Source organism: Paenibacillus baekrokdamisoli, from assembly GCF_003945345.1.
GTDB classification, from domain to species: Bacteria; Bacillota; Bacilli; order Paenibacillales; family Paenibacillaceae; genus Paenibacillus_Z; species Paenibacillus_Z baekrokdamisoli.
In genome coordinates this window covers 2759069-2778321 of the sequence record NZ_AP019308.1, presented here as the reverse complement: position 1 = coordinate 2778321, position 19253 = coordinate 2759069, and the positions used below count along the sequence as shown (strand labels likewise).

Genomic DNA, 19253 nt, shown 5'->3' with positions numbered 1-19253 from the left:
AAGGAAAGTCGAATAATATCAGGAGGACTTAACGATGCGACTAAAACAACTTGCCTCATTGCTGACAACGGCACGTCTTTTAGGAGATGAAGAAACCCAAATTGATGGCATTCAGATTGATTCTCGTAAAGTGTCGCAAGGCGACTTGTTTATAGCTTTGCCAGGTCACACGGTGGATGGACATACCTTTGCGCCGAAGGCTCTTGCAAACGGTGCGAAGGCTATGGTAGTAGAAAGACAGCTTGACCTGGATGTGCCTCAACTAATTGTGAAGGATTCACGCCTTGCAATGGCTGTAATTGCTGATTATTATTTTGCAAAGCCCAGCCAGAAATTGAAGCTGATTGGCATCACAGGTACGAATGGCAAGACAACTACAACGTATTTGATTGAACGGATCCTCAAGGATGCCGGTTTCCGGCCAGGCGTTATTGGAACGGTCGAGATGCGCTATGCAGATCAATCTGTTCCGATGTCTGGAACGACGCCAGAGGCGCTTGATTTGCAGCGTCATCTTGCAGCGATGGTAGAGGCAGGGACGGATTTCTGCGCGATGGAGGTTTCCTCCCACGCCCTTGAGCAGGGACGAGTAAAGGGCTGTCGATATCGGACGGCGATTTTTACGAATCTGACGCAGGATCATTTGGATTACCACGGTACAATGGAAAATTATGCAGCCGCAAAAGGGTTGCTTTTTTCTCGTCTTGGGAATGAATATGCATCCTCACAGGAAGATCGCTCTTATGCGGTATTGAACGCAGATGATGCAGCATCAGCTGCTTATGCTGGGGTTACCTCTGCAGAGGTGCTGACCTATGGTGTGGATAATGAAGCAGATGTGCGGGCAACTAGCATTCATATAACGGCACAGGGTACGAGTTTTCACTTAGATACATTTAGAGGTTCTACTGATATAACGCTTCAGATGACTGGTAAATTCAATGTCTATAATGCATTGGCTGCGATTAGTGCAGCACTTATCGAACAAATTCCGTTGGAGCAAATTAAAGCGAGTCTGGAAGCTTTGCCAGGTGTTCCGGGAAGAGTGGAATCGGTCATAGCAGGTCAGCCTTTCTCAGTTATCGTTGACTATGCGCATTCGCCAGATGGTCTGGAGAACGTGCTGCGTGCAGTCAAGGAGTATGCGGTTGGCCGCATTATTTGTGTATTCGGCTGTGGTGGGGATCGTGACCGGACGAAACGACCGATCATGGGCAAGATTGCTGCTCACTATGCAGATTATGCGATCATTACTTCAGATAATCCCAGAACAGAGGACCCTGATCGCATTCTGCTCGATATTGAAGCAGGTCTTATCGAGAATGGTATCCCGAAGTCTCAATACCAGATGCTTCCAGATCGTCGAGCAGCTATTCAAAAAGCGGTTGAAATGGCCAGCCCTAACGATGTAGTATTAATTGCGGGAAAAGGTCATGAAACCTATCAACTAATTGGCGGTGCCACGTATCATTTTGATGACCGCGAAGTGGCGAAAGAAGCGATAAGGAGTATTTTATAGTGATAAAACGAACGATAGGCGCTGTTGCGGGCATGTGCGGCGGGACGTTATTGAATGATAAACATGCGGATAGAACGATAGTGGGCATTACGACAGACTCCCGGAGAGTCCAGCCAGGGCAGTTGTTTATTCCAATTATTGGGGGGAACTTTGACGGTCATGCGTTTGGTGCAAAGGTGCTGGAGGATGGGGCTGCTGCGCTGCTTTGGCAATCAGACCATCCAGTAGGAGAGGCGCTTGCGAATGCGCCTCTTATTCTTGTGGATGATACACTAGCTGCCTTACAGCAGCTAGCAGCAGCTTATCGTGAAGAGCTGAACTTACGCGTGATTGGAATTACGGGAAGCAACGGCAAAACAACGACGAAGGATATGGTGGCGTCGGTGCTCTCCGGATTTTTTCGTGTCCATAAAACAGAAGGTAACTTAAACAACCACATTGGACTACCATTAACGGTCCTTCAGCTCGATGAAACGGTGGAAGTTGTGGTGCTCGAAATGGGAATGAGCGGCTTCGGAGAGATCGAGCTGCTGACGGGGATCGGGCAGCCGGATATAGCGATTATTACGAACATCGGGGATGCCCACATGCTGCAGCTTGGTTCTCGTGAGGGAATTGCTAAAGCGAAGCTGGAGATTGCCTCTGGCCTGCGTGCGGGAGGACTGCTCTTAATCAATGGTGACGAGCCGCTGCTGCGGAGCGGTATTCAAGATCTGAAGATTGACCGAGCGATAGATATTCAAACCTTCGGGCTGCAAGAGGGAAGCGATTGGACAGCGATTAATTTGGAAGGGGATGCTTTATCCGCTTCCTTTGATGTAGAGCAGGATGATCAGCTTTCCCAATTGAAGCTGCCAGTTCCTGGTCATCATAATGTATCCAACGCGCTTGCTGCCATTGGCGCAGCCAAACGCTTGGGCGTTCCGGCGGCACAAATTCGTGCAGGGTTTAATGGGCTTCGGCTTACTGGGATGCGCATCGAACCGCTTCGTGCGTATAATGGAGCGATGCTGCTTAACGATGCTTACAATGCGAATCCAACGGCTGTACGCGCAGCGGTTGATCTTGTCGCTCAGTTAACCGGGTACCGGCGCAGGTGGATCGTTCTTGGCGATATGAAGGAGCTTGGCCCTCAGGAGGTACAGCTTCACGAGGAGATTGGTAGATATATTACGCCGGCTAAAGCAGAGGCGGTGGTAACATTTGGTTCTCTTTCGGAGCATACTGCTTCAGCTGCACAGACACAGTTTAAGAAAGACGGGACGGATGCTTCTGCTCACTCAGCGAATCAGGCAGAGGATGCAGCTGTCAAAGCTTTTCAAAATAAAAACGAACTCATCGAGTGGCTTCGGGCAAAGGTTGCTCCGGAGGATCTCGTGCTTGTGAAAGGATCGCGCTCCATGCGCATGGAAGAAATCATCCATGCACTGCAGCGCGTATAAAGGGTGAGAGAAATGGACATGAAGGTCATACTATTAACAATTGGCGCATCATTCTTACTAGCGGTTCTGATTGGACCTTTGTTCATCCCGCTGCTAAGAAGACTTAAATTTGGTCAACAAATACGTACGGATGGCCCGCAAAGCCATTTGAAGAAGACAGGCACGCCAACGATGGGCGGTATTATCATCATGCTTGCGGCCTTATTAGCCTTTCTTAAATTTTCGGATAAAACGCCTGAATTCTGGGTGCTGTTGATCGCTTCACTCGGATTTGGTCTTGTTGGATTTCTAGATGATTATATCAAAATCGTATTCAAACGTTCGCTCGGACTGACCGCTCGTCAAAAGCTGTTCGGACAACTCGTTTTTTCCGTTATCATTTGTATATTGCTCTATCAGAATCATCACAGTACCGCAATCGGGATTCCGGGAACATCCGTATCCTTCGATATGGGTTGGTTCTACTATCCGTTCGTGGTGATCATCTTGTTCGCTACGACCAATGCGGTTAATTTCACCGATGGCGTTGACGGACTGTTAGCTGGATCTGGCGCAATTGCGTTCGGAGCCTTCGCTATCCTTGCCATGCATGCAAGCGAGCATGAATCCGCTATATTCTCAGCTGCTATGATTGGTGGCATGCTAGGATTCCTAGTCTTCAATGCGCATCCAGCAAAAGTATTCATGGGCGATACGGGCTCCCTAGGCATTGGCGGAGGTATGGCGGCTGTAGCAATATTAACCAAAACAGAACTACTGCTCATCCTTATTGGCGGCATATTCGTCTTAGAGATGTTCTCGGTCATCCTGCAAGTAGGCTCCTTCAAGCTAAGAGGCAAACGTATCTTCAAAATGAGCCCGATTCATCATCACTTCGAGCTCTCCGGCTGGTCCGAATGGCGCGTTGTCACGACATTCTGGTTCATCGGCCTAATCTTCGCAGGGCTCGGCTTAGTCCTTGGCCGCTAAACGATTAGATAGGCCACTATTTAAGGAAAGAAAGGATCTAACCTTATGAAACACCCATCACAATACAAAAACCAGCATGTCGTCGTGCTGGGACTAGCCAAAAGCGGCGTCAGCGTCGCGAAGCTGTTTCACAAGCTAGGTGCGATCGTCACCGTCAATGATCAAAAGGAACGTCATTTATGCCCCGAAGCGGACGAATTGGACGCTTTGGGCGTTTCTGTTATATGCGGAGGTCATCCGGATGGATTAATAACGGAAGAAACATCACTTGTTGTGAAAAATCCGGGAATTCCCTATACTTCACCGCCTGTACGGCAAGCAGTTGAATTAGGACTTGATGTCGTTACAGAGGTAGAGGTAGCGTATCTGCTGTCCCCTGCGCCGATTATTGGTATTACAGGGTCCAATGGTAAGACGACTACGACAACATGGATCGGCGACCTGCTTGAAGCAGCTCATTGCAATCCAATCTTAGCAGGTAATATAGGCACGCCGCTGTGTGAAGCAGCTCAAACAGCATCGGCGGATCAATGGATCGTAGCTGAACTCAGTAGTTTTCAGCTGAAAGGTACGCAGCAATTCCGTCCACGAGTATCCCTGCTTTTAAATGTAGTAGAGACGCACTTGGACTACCATGGTGGAATGGATGATTACATAGCTTCCAAAGCGAACCTTTTTGCGAATCAGACTGATGAAGATACGGCTGTACTGAACGCGGATGATTCGGTTTGCTTGGCAATGATGGAAAGTGGAATGATCAAGGCATCCATCCTTCCCTTCTCGACAACGAAGCCGCTTGCCTACGGGATCTGTATCGAGCCGCCATTCCCAGAGGACTTGTCTGCGCCGACTGACGAAGAAGAACGCTATATTGTATGGCGTGATCGTGAGGGGATCACTCATTCCATACTGCCAGTCAGTGAGCTTGGCATACCTGGCCGCCACAATGCAGCAAACGCGCTTGCAGCAATCGGAGCTTGCTTAGCTGTTGGAGTTGATCTAGAGTCTCTTGCAGCGCCTCTACGTGAGTTTAAGGGCGTTGAGCATCGCTTGGAGTATGTCTGTGAGCATGATGGAGTCACCTACTACAATAACTCCAAGGCTACTAATCCGACTGCAACGATTATTGCTCTGCGTTCTTTCGCTGGCAACATCATCCTCATTGCAGGTGGACTTGACCGTGGTTCTGATTATATGGAGCTGCTGCCGCATTTCCGTGATCAGCTGAAGGCGGTAGTTGCACTCGGTGAAACACGCAACAAAATTGCCCGTGTTGCCGAGCTTGCAGGTTTAACTGATATCAGAATAGTCGAACCTGAGGAGGACGCCGAACACGCACTGCAGCTTGCAGTGCGGGAAGCTGCCTCCATCGCCAAGCCCGGAGATATCGTTCTTCTTTCTCCAGCATGTGCAAGTTGGGATATGTTCAAATCCTACGAGCAACGGGGGCGCATTTTTAAACAATCGGCGCATAAGTTGTAAGTAGGGGGCTCGTCCCTACTTACTCAGGCAAGAGGTGTTTGCGCTATGGCTAAGGCCAGATCTGCCCCGGATGTGTGGATGATTGTATCGATATTATTTATACTCGCCATAGGTCTTGTGATGGTGTACAGTGCGAGTGCGGTGCTCGCCTTTCACGAATTTGGCGACAAATTTTACTATGTGAAAAGGCAAATGCTTTTTGCTGCCCTTGGCATTGGCGCTATGTTCGTCACGATGAACGCAGACTATTGGATTTGGAAAAAGTGGTCTAAGCTAGGGCTGTTTATCTGTTTTGGCTTACTTGTCTGCGTGCTGATTCCAGGTATTGGGGTTGTACGCGGGGGAGCTCGAAGCTGGCTTGGAATCAGCTCCTTCGGGATTCAGCCCTCTGAATTCATGAAGCTGGCTATGGTCATGTTTCTTGCCAAGCTGCTTTCTGAGAAGCAGCAGGCCGTCACGATTTTTACCAAAGGATTGCTGCCGCCGCTTGGTATTCTTGGTTTGGCTTTTGGCCTGATTATGATGCAGCCGGATCTGGGTTCAGGCGCTGTTATGGTTGGCGCTTCGCTTATTGTCATCTACACCTCTGGGGCGAGGCTCGCTCATTTGGGCTCCCTTGCGATGGTAGGCGTCGCTGGTCTAATTGGCCTTATCATTGCTGCTCCATATCGCATGCTGCGAATAACAGCATTCCTTGATCCGTGGTCGGATCCCCTTGGCTCCGGTTATCAAATCATCCAGTCCTTGTACGCGATTGGACCTGGAGGCTTGGTAGGGCTGGGACTAGGAATGAGCCGGCAAAAATTCAACTACCTGCCGGAGCCGCAAACAGATTTTATCTTTTCAATTGTAGCGGAAGAGCTAGGCTTTATTGGTGGTCTGTCAATCATTCTATTATTCGGCATCTTGGTCTGGCGGGGGATGCGTACAGCAATTGCTGCTCCGGATACGTTCGGAAGCCTGCTTGCAGTTGGTATCGTCGGCATTGTGGCGGTTCAAGTATTTATTAATATTGGAGTAGTTATCGGCATGATGCCGGTAACAGGTATCACATTGCCTTTGGTCAGTTATGGTGGCTCATCCTTAACGCTGCTCTTAACATCACTTGGCATATTACTTAATATATCGCGTTATTCGAGGTGACTTTCATATGCGTATCGTATTGACCGGTGGCGGAACGGGCGGTCATATTTATCCCGCCCTTGCAGTTGGTAAACAAGTGCTCGCTGAGATACCGGGCTCTTCCATTCTTTATATCGGCTCGCCCAAAGGGCTTGAGAGCCGGATCGTTCCGGCTCAGAACATCCCTTTTGAATCCGTTGAAATTACGGGATTCAAACGAAAGCTATCTCTTGATAACATCAAGACCGTCATGCGCTTTCTTAAAGGCGTACGACGGTCTAAACAGCTTCTAAGGGAATTTAAACCTGATGTTGTCGTGGGTACAGGCGGTTATGTATGCGGTCCTGTTGTCTATGCAGCAGCAAAGCTTGGCATTCCAACGCTCATCCATGAACAAAATGCAGTCTCGGGATTAACGAACCAATTTCTTACACGTTACGCAGATTGCGTAGCTGTCAGCTTCAAGGATTCGCTGCCGCAGTTCAAGCGATCCAAGCATGCCGTTTATACGGGAAATCCATGTGCAACACCTGTTATTCATGCGAGCAAGGAAAAAGGTTTTGGTTCGCTGGGGCTGCCTGCTGGAAGCCGAATTGTACTCATGGTTGGGGGCAGCAGAGGGGCCAAGGCTATTAATGATGCGATGGTGGACATGGTGCCTTTGCTGAATCGGCTGCCAGAGGTCCATTTTGTCTTTGTAACTGGAGAAAGCTACTATGAGCAGACAAAGGAGCGAATGAATCAGGCCATGAAGAGCCTGCCGACTTCTCTTCAAGTGCTGCCCTATTTGCATAATATGCCTGAGGTGCTCGCAGCTTCCGAGCTTGTTGTGGGACGTTCTGGAGCTTCATCGCTTGCTGAGCTTACCGCGCTTGGCATTCCATCCATCCTTATTCCATCGCCGAATGTGACGAATAACCATCAGGAAGCGAATGCACGGAGCTTGGTTGATGCGGGAGCGGCAGAAATGATTACGGAACGTGAAGTTACCGGAGAAGTGCTTTTTGGTCGGATCAGCGCTATTATGAATAGTAATGCGCGACTTTCCGAGATGAAGAAGAATGCGCGCAAGCTAGGCATGCCGCAATCCGCATCGTTGATTACAACAGAACTTATCACATTGATGAATAAAAGCAAAAGATAGCTTGTCATATAGGCGATTGTCACACACCAGTGCTGGAGGGCATAGTATACCTCATAATCGTGACCGTCACCCGGCGGGCCCATCACGTAGCGCATAAGCAATTAGAAGCAGGCGCTGGGTAGATGCAGCACTAGGTTTTCAATCGCCAAAGCACAAAGGAGGTACGACAGATGAAAGCTTTTTTGGCGGAGTTGAAACAGACCGATGCAGGAAACGTCATGCTGGGCCGATCACTCTCTGAATATACAACATGGAAAATCGGTGGACCAGCAGACGTACTCATCATTCCGCAAACCAAAGATCAGCTCATATCGGTCGTTAAGCTGCTCCATAAGCACGAGATGCAATGGATGAATCTCGGACGCGGCTCCAATATGCTCGTCAGCGATAAAGGAATTCGTGGTGTTGTTATTCAGCCGGGCGATGAATTCGATTGTGCGCGATTTGATGGCACGCTCGTTACTGCGGGTGCCGCTTTTTCCTTGATTAAACTGTCTGTTCTATCAGGCAGAGAAGGATTGACCGGATTGGAGTTTGCAGGGGGAATTCCAGGTTCGGTCGGCGGAGCCGTCTATATGAATGCCGGCGCTCTCGGGTCGGATGTGTCACGTATATTCAAATCAGCTGACATTGTACTGGAAACAGGAGAATTAGTAAGCTATGGAATTGAAGAGATGGGTTTCTCTTACCGTCATTCCATTCTTCATGAGCGCCCTGGCATTGTTGTGAGCGTCACTCTGGAGCTGGAGCAAGGCGACCGCAAATCAATACTAGCCACAATGGCTGCTAACAAAGAGCGTCGTCTCCTTACACAACCTCTCCAGATGGCAAGTGCAGGAAGTGTCTTCCGTAATCCGCCCAAAGATTTTGCCGCAAGGTTGATTCAAGAAGCGGGACTGAAAGGAATGCGCCATGGAGGAGCCGAAGTCTCGACACAGCATGCTAATTTCATTGTTAATACTGGGCAAGCGACGGCTGAAGACGTCCTCACCCTAATGGCAACGATCCGAAGCACCATTAAAGAGCAGTTTGGAGTAGAACTGGTGCCGGAGGTTTTAGTCGTGGGTGAGCGGTAATTCGGAGGTGATACATTGGACAAATTGGTGATTGAAGGCGGGAAACCCCTCTCAGGAACCATTGTTATCCAAGGCGCGAAAAATGCTGCTTTGCCGATTTTGGCTGCAAGTATGCTAGTTGAAGGAAAAGTGACAATCGATCATGTGCCTAAATTGCTTGATATCGATGTCATGCTGAACATTTTACGCGAATTAGGCTGCCGGGCGGAACATAACGAAGAAACGGTGCTGCTTGATACATCGAGCGCTCATTCCTCGCATGTCCCAGAGGCGCTTATGCGTCAGATGCGATCCTCCATTTTTTTAATGGGTCCACTTCTAGCGCGGTTTGGCGAAGTAACGATTTATCAGCCTGGTGGCTGCGCAATCGGAGAGAGAAAGATTGATTTGCATCTTCGTGGCTTGATGGCGCTCGGAGCACAAATTCAAGAAGAAGGCAGTCGGATTTCCTGCTTTGCAAAGCGACTTAAAGGTGCAGAGGTTCATTTGGATTTCCCTAGCGTTGGTGCGACGGAGAATATTATGATGGCCGCTGTGCTTGCGGATGGTTTCACGACCATCACGAATGCGGCTAGAGAACCGGAGATTCAAGACTTACAGCGTTTTTTATGCAGCATGGGTGCGAAGATCATTGGTGCTGGAACAGATACGATAACGATTGAAGGCGTGGAGAAGCTATCTCCTAGCCGTTATCAAGTTATTCCAGACCGAATCGTAACCGGTACCGTTATGGTTGCCGCTGCCGCAACACGCGGTCAAGTTACTTTGCAAAATACGAACCCGTCCCATCTGACCTCTCTGATCCATGTGCTTAGACGTGCAGGTGTTCAAATTACGGTGGACGGTGATATAATTAAGGTCGGCTGCGCAAGCAGGCCTAAGGCGATTGATCGAATTGTTACTTCGCCGTATCCCGCATTCCCAACTGATTTGCAGTCTCAAGTCATGGTATTGCTAGCATTAGCCGATGGGGTCAGCGTGATGAAGGAAACCATATTCGAAGGGCGCTTCAAGCATGTCGATGAGCTCTCCCGAATGGGCTCTGATATTCGCGTGGATCTGAACGCCGCTGTTGTCCGTGGAGTATCCAGACTATATGGAGCGACTGTCGAAGCGACGGATCTGCGAGCAGGTGCTGCTCTTGTTATTGCAGGCTTAGCTGCACAAGGCAGAACGGTTGTGGAGCAGGTTCACCATATTGATCGTGGATATGACCGAATCGAGACGATGTTTACTCGTCTGGGGGCGCGCATTTCCCGGCTGTCACCGTTGCCTTAACGATCAGAATTCAATAACTCTCATCAATGAATCGATATTATAATCGTAAACGGCATGGACTGTGAAGAAACAGGAACCAGCCGTTTTACGTTTGCGCGAAGAGGGGACAAGTCATGTCAGACAAGATGCCTGTGCTGCGGGAGCCTGTTAAAAGGCGGAGAGGCGGTAAAAAGCTGCTGATTGTGCTCTTCCTTTTGTTTATCGTTATCTTATGCGTGCTGTTCCTCAACTCTTCCATTAGCAAAATATCTTCTGTTACCGTGGAAGGTCAGCGATATATGAAGGTTGCAGACATTCAGAAGATATCCGGGGTAACAGTGGGAGATGCTTATTTCGGCACCTCTGCTAAGAAGATTGAAGCTAGAATAAAGGCGCTAAAAGGGATAGATAAGGTTGAGGTAATGAAGTCCTTCCCAGGTCATGTACGAATTATCGTTCAGGAGCTGCCTACCGTTGCCTATGAAGTTTCTACCAAGGGTGAAATTACAGCCATTCTGTCCAATGGGACAGGTCTCCCAGCAGGGAAGGATAATGTAATTGATAAACCGATTCTTTCAGGCTGGAAAACAGATGATCCGGTCAAGATAGAGCTATGTAAGCAGCTAGGCACCATTTCAGCGGAGTCACTTTCTGATTTCTCAGAAATTATTCCATCCGCTTCGGAATCATATAAGGATCGCATTAAAATTTATACACGCACGCGTTTCGAGGTGATTACCGCTGTTTCACTGCTGCCAGAAAAGGTAGCAACGCTTAATGCGGTCATCGAAACACAGGAGCCTGGACTTATAACTATGCTTTTGGCAGATAAATATGCTCCTTTTGTGCCGCCTAGTACAGAAAATACCAATACCGAGCAAAAAGACACTACTCAATAGACTAAAAGAGTGTTAGTATTTTAAATATGTAGATTATTTACTATTCTTTCATTTTTCACTTACAGACGAGAGCCAAATGCTGTATTTACAGCATTTGGAGACATAGAACATTCTTAAAAATATTGTTGAAAAAAGAGGGAAAATAGGGACTGCGTTGAATTAAGTAGGGATGAGCTTGGATACATATTTGAAGATTGTACCTTAATAATGTTGAAACGGAGGTGCCAAGGGTTGAGCAGCAACGACATCATCGTCAGTTTGGACATCGGTACATCCAAGGTTCGTGTTATTATTGGCGAAGTGAATAACGGAGTCATTAATATTATTGGAGTTGGATCTGCCGACTCGGAAGGAATCCGCAAGGGAGCAATCGTTGATATCGACCAAACCGTGCAGTCTATTCGTAACGCGGTGGATCATGCGGAGCGTATGGTTGGCATTCAAATAAGCGACGTTTATGTGGGTATACAAGGCAATCATATCGGACTACAGACTAATCATGGCGTTGTGGCTGTTTCTAACGAAGACCGAGAAATCGGCGAGGAAGATATTGAACGTGTTCTACAGGCAGCGAAGGTAGTTGCGCTTCCTCCGGAACGGGAGATTATTGACCTCGTTCCGAAGCAGTATCTCGTGGATGGTTTGGAAGGGATTTCAGACCCACGAGGCATGATTGGTGTTCGGCTTGAAGTGGAAACGACGATCGTCACTGGGGCAAAAACAGCAATTCATAATTTAGTCCGGTGTATTGAAAAAGCGAATCTGCGAATTGCTGGCGTTATCTTAATGTCTCTGGCTTCGGGCCAAATGGCTCTTTCTAAAGATGAGAAAATGATGGGAACTGTACTTGTAGATATCGGCGCAGGTTCCTGTACGATTGCCGTCTTTGAACAAGGCAGCATTGTCGCGACATCGACATTGCCTGTTGGCGGCGAATATGTAACTAGCGATATTTCCTATGGGTTACGTACTCAAACGGAGCAAGCGGAGAAAATTAAGCAAAAGTTTGGCTGTGCGCTTATTGAAGACGCAGCAGAGGATCAAAGATTCAAAGTCATGCGAATGGGCAGTAATGTTGAGAAAGAATTCTCACAGGTTGATTTGACCAACATTATTGAACCTCGGATGCAGGAGATCTTCCACCTCATTCATCAAGAGGTACATCGTCTTGGTTACGGGGAGAAGGTTAATGGTTATGTACTAACGGGTGGTTCTGTCACGATGCCTGGAACGCTCGCACTCGCGCAGCATGAGCTTGAATCTACCGTACGAATTGCAGTGCCCGATTATATCGGTGTACGCGATCCAGCTTTCACAAGCGGTGTTGGGATGATTCAATATGTTTCCAAGTACATGCGTAATCGCTCCGTTTCAGTGCCTAAGAAAAGTACCAGCCGGAAAGCAGGAACAGCTTCAACCTCCAAGCCCGGACTGTTTGAAAGATTAAAAAATATGTTTAGCGAATTTATTTGATCGGGGGATATAACAGCATGTTGGAATTCGATTTTGAGATGGAGCAGCTGGCGCAAATTAAGGTTATTGGCGTTGGCGGCGGCGGCAGCAATGCGGTTAACCGGATGATCGAGAACGGTGTTAAAGGTGTCGAGTTTATTACGGTGAACACGGATGCACAGGCACTTCACATGGCTCATTCTGAGCAAAAGCTGCAAATCGGCGATAAACTGACGCGCGGTCTTGGTGCCGGAGCTAATCCGGAAGTAGGGAAAAAAGCGGCTGAAGAGTCACGTGAAACGGTGATGAACGCGCTTAAAGGCGCAGACATGGTGTTTGTAACAGCGGGTATGGGCGGAGGAACTGGTACAGGTGCGGCTCCAGTAATTGCTGAAATTGCTCGTGAATGCGGCGCATTGACAGTAGGTGTCGTAACGCGTCCATTTACATTTGAAGGCCGTAAGCGTTCTGGACAAGCAGAGCTTGGTATCGAAGCATTGAAAGAAAAAGTAGATACATTGATCGTCATTCCTAATGATCGCTTGCTAGAGATCGTCGACAAAAAAACACCTATGCTCGAAGCGTTCCGCGAAGCGGATAATGTGCTGAAACAAGCCGTTCAAGGTATCTCTGACTTGATCGCTGTACCAGGCCTCATTAACTTGGACTTTGCTGATGTGAAGACAATCATGACAGAGCGCGGATCTGCCCTTATGGGTATTGGTAACGCTACTGGAGAGAATCGCGCAGCTGAAGCGGCTCGCAAAGCGATTCAAAGCCCGCTGCTAGAAACATCAATTGATGGTGCACGCGGTATTATCATGAATATTACAGGTGGTTCTAACCTGTCCCTTTATGAAGTGAATGAAGCTGCTGAAATTGTCATCTCTGCATCGGATCCAGATGTTAATATGATCTTTGGTGCCAGCATTGACGATAACTTGAAGGAAGAAATTAAAGTTACGGTTATTGCTACAGGATTTGAACACCGCAGTAATGCAGCTTTCCGCAAGCCAGTTAGTGGACAGGTGGAAGAAAAGGCTTCTGAATCGCGTCAAACAACATCTAGCGCTGGTACGGGGCCTAAGCCTTTCGGGAATACGGTTTCAAGCGATCAGCTTGATATTCCGGCATTTCTTCGCAACAAGCGAAATGATCGTTAAATAGTAGGAAATCAGTAAGGTAACTAAACCGCATTCCGATCTATCGGAATGCGGTTTTTTTGCCGTTCTCTTTCCTTTTCCTTACAGCTTGGGCTATGCACTTCACGTCTATCGTTTGCTTGTCCAGCACGAGGCATCGACAAAAAAAGATCGCTGCTGACGGCATGTTTAGACAGACATTGTAATAGGCTTTAACTATACTAGACACAAGCCGCTGATCCTCGCTAAGCAGCTGGAGGGCGTCCTAGATTGGGAAATGCGGCAGGAAGGTGAAAGCGCTGGATGCAGTTTATATTGATGTCTTATTCATGGTAAATCTGCTCATTGATGGTTCCAATCTACTTCTTACAGCATGGGTTCGTAGTATCCGTGCAAAATGGTGGCGTGTATTACTAGCAGCTTTTATTGGCTCACTTTATGCAGTGCTGATCATCTTCCCGCCACTATCATTTATGTTTACCCTAGTGATCAAGGTCCTACTGTCTATCATTATGCTGTTCACAGCCTTTGGATTTGGCAGCATTCAGCATTTTGTACGTCATATTGGCGCGTTTTATGGCGTCAATTTTGCTGCCGCTGGTGCTGTATTAGGCTTTCATTATTTATTAATGAATGGATCTAATGAGTTGTGGGACACGGTAATATCAGTAAATGGCAGCAAACCCATTTTCATGCTCAAGTTCACTATGTTATTCGTTTTCAGCTTCAGCTGCGTCGGTTATTATATCTATCGGTCAGTGATGACTCAACGTCGGGAACGTGATCTTGTTCGCAATCATCTTGCGGAGGTGATAGTCAGAATTGGTGATTGTGAATATTCCTGTAGAGGTCTCATTGATACGGGCAATCAATTATATGAACCGCTTACTCGCACGCCGGTTATGGTTATGGAGGCTTGCGTATGGCAGGATGTGCTTCCGCCTTCGTGGATAGACAAAATCCGTGAATCACAGGTTGATAAGCTGCTTGCGAATATGACTGAAGAGGATTCCTTTATTTGGCAGGACCGCCTTCGGCTAGTTCCCTACCGTGGCGTAAACAGAGGTGCACAATTCATGCTTGCGATTAAGCCTGACCTGGTCATTGTTGACCGGGAGGGAGAGCGATTCGAAACACGCAAAGTACTTATTGGTCTAGATGCCGGCAAATTAGTCACAGATGGGACGTATCAAGCGATCATCCATCCGTCACTTCTACAAAATCGAAGCATCACGATCGATTCAATTCACAGTTCTTCGGGAAGGGATGGGGCAGCATGCTCGTCAAATGGAAATTAGTCCTGCAGTTATATTATTATCGGGTTTTGTTTTTATTCGGATTAAAGAGCGAGGAAATTTATTATATCGGTGGAAGTGAGGCGCTGCCGCCCCCGTTAACACGTGAAGAAGAGGAGTACCTGCTAGATAAGCTTCCTTCTGGTGATACGGCGATACGCGCGATGCTTATTGAGCGTAACTTGAGACTGGTGGTTTACATTGCTCGTAAGTTTGAAAATACGGGTATCCATATCGAGGATTTGGTATCCATTGGTGCAATTGGGCTTATTAAAGCCGTTAATACTTTTGATCCAGAGAAGAAGATTAAATTGGCTACGTACGCTTCTCGTTGTATCGAGAATGAGATCCTTATGTATCTACGCCGTAACAATAAGACGAGGACAGAAGTATCCTTCGACGAGCCGTTAAATATCGATTGGGATGGCAATGAGCTGCTGCTGTCTGATGTGCTGGGCACAGAGAATGATACGATCTACCGCAACATTGAGGAGCAGGTGGATCGCAAGCTGCTTCATAAAGCACTGGATAAGTTAACGGAAAGAGAGCGCATTATTATGGAGCTGCGCTTTGGCCTTGCGGATGGTGAAGAAAAGACTCAGAAAGATGTGGCAGATTTGCTTGGTATTTCTCAATCCTACATCTCCCGATTGGAGAAGCGCATCATCAAGCGTCTGCGCAAGGAATTTAACAAGATGGTATAATGACGGATTATTGGATAGACATGACAAACGAGAAGCCCGCATTCCTTATTTACAGGAATGCGGGCTTTTTGCAAATATAAGAAAGTATAAGTTTCCTTTATGCTTTGCTTATATTTCAGAGGGAAGAAACTTGCTTCGCCGCCAAGGACGGCGTTAGCCGTTTCTTCTTGGTTATGCGGTTCAGTTACAATTTCGACAGTTATTTTTCACTTTCTCCGCCGCTTGTGCTCTTGCTTTTTTTATTGGACCTGTTCGTTGTTGTGTTCTTATTGCCTTGTCCTTGCTGTTTAGACATCTCGATAAACCCTCCTCTCGTTCTTATGGGACATATTTTGTGCATCATCCAATAACGTTATTCAATGTGTTTAGCAGACAAATGCCTCAGCAAAAAGAGTGTAGGAATGTTTCTCTCAGCAATTATTACACTCAGCAATTATTTCCAGTGACAGATGAACTAGCGTTCGTTATAATAGCCTTTGCTCATACTTCTGACTTTTGCACTAGGAATACTATGGAAAAGTATAGAAGGATTAACGATACGAAGTCATTTTGACAATAATGGGTATTCTACTCAAGTGGAGTGCGATAACCCAGCAGGAGGTCATACAACTGATTGAGCTCGTGAACATTAGCAAAGCATACCGGTCCGGCTCGGTTTCAGTCGAAGCGATTAGGAATATTAATTTGACTGTGAATAAGGGCGAAATATTCGGTATAATCGGGCATTCAGGCGCGGGAAAAAGCACCTTGCTAAGGTGTGTGAACTTACTGGAGCGTCCGACAACCGGCTCCGTCAAGGTCGGAGGCGCGGAATTGACAACCCTTTCACCCGGCCAGCTGCAGAACCAACGAAGGCGAATCGGAATGATTTTTCAACATTTCAATTTACTGAGCCTTGCGACCGTTCGAGAAAATATCGCGTTCCCTCTTCGCCTTGCAAAGCTTGGGAAGAAGGAAATCAATCATAGAGTGGATGAATTACTCCAGCTTGTCGGTCTTACAGATCATGCGGACAAATATCCATCGCAGCTGTCGGGCGGCCAGAAACAGCGGGTGGGCATCGCAAGAGCCCTTGCCAATAACCCAGACGTACTATTATGTGATGAAGCGACTTCAGCTTTGGATCCGCAGACAACGAATTCTATACTAGCGCTATTGGTCGATATTAATCAGAAGCTAGGCATTACGATTCTGTTAATTACGCATGAAATGCATGTTATCCGCTCCATTTGCGACCGTGTTGCGGTTATCGATCAAGGCGAGGTCGTTGAGATGGGTGAGGTATTGAAGGTGTTTTTGAAGCCGGAGCATGCTGTGACGTTGGATTTTGTAAGCCAGGTTGCTGATTCGTTCGATCCCCGTGAACTGGTCGGAGTTCGTAAAGGAAAGCTCGTACGATTGAATTATGTCGGGGATTTGACTTATGAGCCGATCCTTTATAATGCGGTCAAAGCGACATCTATCCAATTCACGATACTTCAGGGAATCGTATCAAGAATGAAGGGTACGCCCTACGGCCAGCTCGTTATCGAATTGATTGGAAGCGGATCCGAGGTTGATAAAGTTATCGCTGTGTTGCGCGGCGAAGGACTGGATGTGGGGGAACTGACATGACTTTCGAGAACGTTAGATGGACAGAGATATGGACAGCGACGAAGGATACATTGTCCATGATGGCCTCCTCGCTTATTTTTACAATTATTTTCGGTTTAATACTCGGTGTAATCTTGTTTCTGACTTCGCGCAGACAACTTCTTGAACAACCGATTATTTATATGATTCTATCTGTTATTATCAATGTGCTTCGTTCCGTGCCGTTTGTAATTCTGATGATTATGATCATGCCGGTTACCAAATGGATTACGGGAACGACGCTTGGCGTAGAAGGTTCGATACCGCCGCTCGTCGTTGCAGCTGCTCCGTTCTTTGCGAGGCTTGTGGAAACCTCGCTCCGCGAGGTGGATAAAGGCGTCATCGAAGCGGCGCAAGCAATGGGAGCTTCAAAGTGGGATATCGTACAGCGTGTATTGCTTCGGGAAGCGCGTCCGGGATTGTTGGCTGCGGTGACGATAACGGCGGTCACGCTAGTATCGTACACGGCGATGTCTGGAGTTATCGGCGGCGGCGGCCTCGGAGATTTAGCACTCCGTTATGGTTATCAGCGGTTTCAGACCGATGTTATGCTCGTCACAGTTGTACTGCTCATTGTACTGGTTCAAATCCTGCAGACGGCTGGAGACCTGTTAGTTCGTCGTTTTAGCCGAAAATAAAAGCAGGCAATCACATAGTAAACCTACAAACGGAGGAATTGCAATGAAAAAATGGAGTTTGATTTTACTAACGATTGTCCTTGCTGTGGTCCTAACCGCTTGCGGTAGCAGCAAGGAGAAGAGCAATACAACAGGGAATGAGGGGACGAAAGAAGTTACGTTGAAAGTCGGAGCGACCCCGGTACCTCATGCAGAAATTTTGGAAGAAATCAAACCGATTCTGAAAGAAAAAGGCATTAATCTGGAAATCGTTCCATTCAACGATTTTGTTCAGCCGAATACACAGCTCTATGAGAAAGAGCTCGATGCTAACTTTTTTCAACATATTCCGTACCTTGAACAATTCAATAAGGATAAAGGCTACAACCTCGTTAATGTGGGAGGCGTTCACATCGAGCCCTTTGGCGCCTATTCCAAGAAAGTGAAGTCAATCAATGAGCTGAAGGAAGGCGCCAAGGTCGTTATTCCCAATGACCCGTCCAATGGTGGCCGAGCATTAGCGCTGATGGCTGCAAATAACCTGATCAAGCTGAAGGACGGCGTTGGTGTTGCGGGCACGGTGGCTGATATAACGGAAAATCCGAAAAAACTTGATATTACAGAAGTAGAAGCAGCGACACTGCCACGAGTACTTGACGAGGTCGATCTTGCCCTGATCAACACGAACTACGCACTTGAAGCCGGTCTAGTGCCGACGAAGGATGCCCTGTTCATAGAAGGTCCTGATTCCCCTTATGTTAATATCCTCGTTGCCCGTCCGGATAACAAGGATTCCGAAGCGATTCAAACGTTGATCAAAACACTGCAATCGCCAGAAGTGAAGAAGTTCATTGAGGACAAATATAAAGGCGCGATCGTTCCCGCTTTTAAATAACAATTTTCATGAATAGATGAAGAGGCGCTTATCTCCTACATGGGTGATAAGCGCCTTTTTCGTGTTCAACGGGATGAATTTGTTGGATGAAGAGTGTTTGGGCTTCAAGCTGACAGTTGACAAAGAAGTGTACTATGCATATAGTACAGATATAGTGTATGAACCAAGTAGTACACACACTTGGAACGGAGTTGGATGAAGCATGAACATTGGAGACGGACCGCTTAGCTTGAGCTTTAACAACCGCGATCCTGTCTATCTCCAGGTTGTCCGCTATTTTAAAGAGGAAATCGCAACGGGCAAGCTGGAGGCTGGACAGGTGATCCCTTCTCGAAGAGAGGTGGCTGGGTTATTCAAGATTAACCCTAACACTGCTCAGAAGGCCTATAAAGAAATGGAGGAACAGGGATTGATTATTACGGAAGGAAATTCCCCAAGCCGGATTACAAGTGATGCTCAGGTGCTGAGCTTGATCCGAGAAGAGTTAATTAGCGATGCGGTGGATGCATTCGTGGCATCGATTCGCAAGATCAATGTACCGGTGGACGAGCTGTTAACCATTGTGAAGAACAAATATGTGACGGAATGTTCGAAGGATTAGGGGGG

17 protein-coding genes are annotated in these 19253 nt (G+C 47.4%); all 17 read left to right on the top strand.

What is annotated here, in order from left to right:
• Positions 1-34: 34 nt before the first annotated feature.
• The 17 genes from EKN16_RS12610 (at position 35) to EKN16_RS12530 (ending at position 19248) form a co-directional block, all read left to right on the top strand.
• Positions 35-1519 (top strand): UDP-N-acetylmuramoyl-L-alanyl-D-glutamate--2,6-diaminopimelate ligase, encoded by a 1485-nt coding sequence (locus tag EKN16_RS12610; RefSeq protein ID WP_125657384.1) that lies wholly within the window; start codon positions 35-37, stop codon positions 1517-1519.
• Positions 1519-2961 (top strand): UDP-N-acetylmuramoyl-tripeptide--D-alanyl-D-alanine ligase, encoded by a 1443-nt coding sequence (locus tag EKN16_RS12605; RefSeq protein WP_164522776.1) that lies wholly within the window; start codon positions 1519-1521, stop codon positions 2959-2961. Before EKN16_RS12610 ends, EKN16_RS12605 begins: the two co-directional genes overlap by 1 nt.
• 12 nt (positions 2962-2973) lie before the next feature.
• Entirely contained in the window at positions 2974-3930 is a 957-nt protein-coding gene (mraY, locus tag EKN16_RS12600; protein ID WP_125666189.1) for a phospho-N-acetylmuramoyl-pentapeptide-transferase, read from the top strand.
• A gap of 45 nt (positions 3931-3975) precedes the next feature.
• Entirely contained in the window at positions 3976-5412 is a 1437-nt protein-coding gene (murD, locus tag EKN16_RS12595; RefSeq protein ID WP_125657381.1) for a UDP-N-acetylmuramoyl-L-alanine--D-glutamate ligase, read from the top strand.
• A 45-nt stretch (positions 5413-5457) separates the two neighbouring features.
• Positions 5458-6555: a stage V sporulation protein E gene (spoVE, locus tag EKN16_RS12590; protein WP_125657378.1), complete on the top strand. Its 1098-nt coding sequence runs from the start codon at positions 5458-5460 to the stop codon at positions 6553-6555.
• Between the two features lie 7 nt (positions 6556-6562).
• Positions 6563-7678, top strand: a complete 1116-nt coding sequence (murG, locus tag EKN16_RS12585) for an undecaprenyldiphospho-muramoylpentapeptide beta-N-acetylglucosaminyltransferase (protein ID WP_125657375.1) — start codon at positions 6563-6565, stop codon at positions 7676-7678.
• Positions 7679-7848: 170 nt separating this feature from the next.
• Complete coding sequence (gene murB / locus EKN16_RS12580; RefSeq protein ID WP_125657372.1) at positions 7849-8754, top strand: UDP-N-acetylmuramate dehydrogenase; 906 nt, start codon at positions 7849-7851, stop codon at positions 8752-8754.
• Positions 8755-8769: 15 nt separating this feature from the next.
• Positions 8770-10032: a UDP-N-acetylglucosamine 1-carboxyvinyltransferase gene (murA, locus tag EKN16_RS12575; RefSeq protein ID WP_125657369.1), complete on the top strand. Its 1263-nt coding sequence runs from the start codon at positions 8770-8772 to the stop codon at positions 10030-10032.
• A gap of 113 nt (positions 10033-10145) precedes the next feature.
• Complete coding sequence (locus EKN16_RS12570; protein ID WP_125657366.1) at positions 10146-10910, top strand: cell division protein FtsQ/DivIB; 765 nt, start codon at positions 10146-10148, stop codon at positions 10908-10910.
• Between the two features lie 231 nt (positions 10911-11141).
• Positions 11142-12383 (top strand): cell division protein FtsA, encoded by a 1242-nt coding sequence (ftsA, locus tag EKN16_RS12565; RefSeq protein ID WP_125657363.1) that lies wholly within the window; start codon positions 11142-11144, stop codon positions 12381-12383.
• A 17-nt stretch (positions 12384-12400) separates the two neighbouring features.
• The gene (gene ftsZ, locus EKN16_RS12560; protein WP_125657360.1) at positions 12401-13525 is read left to right on the top strand and encodes a cell division protein FtsZ; all 1125 of its coding nucleotides are present in this window, start codon (positions 12401-12403) and stop codon (positions 13523-13525) included.
• A 269-nt stretch (positions 13526-13794) separates the two neighbouring features.
• A complete protein-coding gene (gene spoIIGA, locus EKN16_RS12555; protein WP_232016385.1) occupies positions 13795-14802 on the top strand; it encodes a sigma-E processing peptidase SpoIIGA in 1008 nt (335 codons plus the stop codon).
• On the top strand, positions 14781-15503 hold the full coding sequence (gene sigE / locus EKN16_RS12550; protein ID WP_125657354.1) for an RNA polymerase sporulation sigma factor SigE: 723 nt from the start codon (positions 14781-14783) through the stop codon (positions 15501-15503). Before spoIIGA ends, sigE begins: the two co-directional genes overlap by 22 nt.
• Before the next feature lie 609 nt (positions 15504-16112).
• Positions 16113-17117, top strand: a complete 1005-nt coding sequence (locus EKN16_RS12545) for a methionine ABC transporter ATP-binding protein (RefSeq protein ID WP_125666187.1) — start codon at positions 16113-16115, stop codon at positions 17115-17117.
• Positions 17114-17773 carry a methionine ABC transporter permease gene (locus EKN16_RS12540; protein ID WP_125657351.1) on the top strand — a complete coding sequence of 220 codons (660 nt, stop codon included), beginning with the start codon at positions 17114-17116 and terminating at the stop codon, positions 17771-17773. Before EKN16_RS12545 ends, EKN16_RS12540 begins: the two co-directional genes overlap by 4 nt.
• 43 nt (positions 17774-17816) lie before the next feature.
• Positions 17817-18647, top strand: coding sequence for a MetQ/NlpA family ABC transporter substrate-binding protein (locus tag EKN16_RS12535; RefSeq protein WP_125657348.1), 831 nt, complete (start codon positions 17817-17819; stop codon positions 18645-18647).
• A 202-nt stretch (positions 18648-18849) separates the two neighbouring features.
• The gene (locus EKN16_RS12530) at positions 18850-19248 is read left to right on the top strand and encodes a GntR family transcriptional regulator (RefSeq protein ID WP_125657345.1); all 399 of its coding nucleotides are present in this window, start codon (positions 18850-18852) and stop codon (positions 19246-19248) included.
• Positions 19249-19253 lie beyond the last annotated feature (5 nt).

Bases quoted from the DNA above. Each gene is read 5' to 3' on its own strand.
- murD (WP_125657381.1), top strand. From the start codon at position 3,976: ATGAAACACCCATCACAATACAAAAACCAGCATGTCGTCGTGCTGGGA.
- murB (WP_125657372.1), top strand. From the start codon at position 7,849: ATGAAAGCTTTTTTGGCGGAGTTGAAACAGACCGATGCAGGAAACGTC.
- EKN16_RS12535 (WP_125657348.1), top strand. From the start codon at position 17,817: ATGAAAAAATGGAGTTTGATTTTACTAACGATTGTCCTTGCTGTGGTC.
- EKN16_RS12540 (WP_125657351.1), top strand. From the start codon at position 17,114: ATGACTTTCGAGAACGTTAGATGGACAGAGATATGGACAGCGACGAAG.
- mraY (WP_125666189.1), top strand. From the start codon at position 2,974: ATGGACATGAAGGTCATACTATTAACAATTGGCGCATCATTCTTACTA.
- ftsZ (WP_125657360.1), top strand. From the start codon at position 12,401: ATGTTGGAATTCGATTTTGAGATGGAGCAGCTGGCGCAAATTAAGGTT.
- EKN16_RS12530 (WP_125657345.1), top strand. From the start codon at position 18,850: ATGAACATTGGAGACGGACCGCTTAGCTTGAGCTTTAACAACCGCGAT.
- spoVE (WP_125657378.1), top strand. From the start codon at position 5,458: ATGGCTAAGGCCAGATCTGCCCCGGATGTGTGGATGATTGTATCGATA.
- murG (WP_125657375.1), top strand. From the start codon at position 6,563: ATGCGTATCGTATTGACCGGTGGCGGAACGGGCGGTCATATTTATCCC.
- sigE (WP_125657354.1), top strand. From the start codon at position 14,781: ATGCTCGTCAAATGGAAATTAGTCCTGCAGTTATATTATTATCGGGTT.
- EKN16_RS12610 (WP_125657384.1), top strand. From the start codon at position 35: ATGCGACTAAAACAACTTGCCTCATTGCTGACAACGGCACGTCTTTTA.
- EKN16_RS12570 (WP_125657366.1), top strand. From the start codon at position 10,146: ATGTCAGACAAGATGCCTGTGCTGCGGGAGCCTGTTAAAAGGCGGAGA.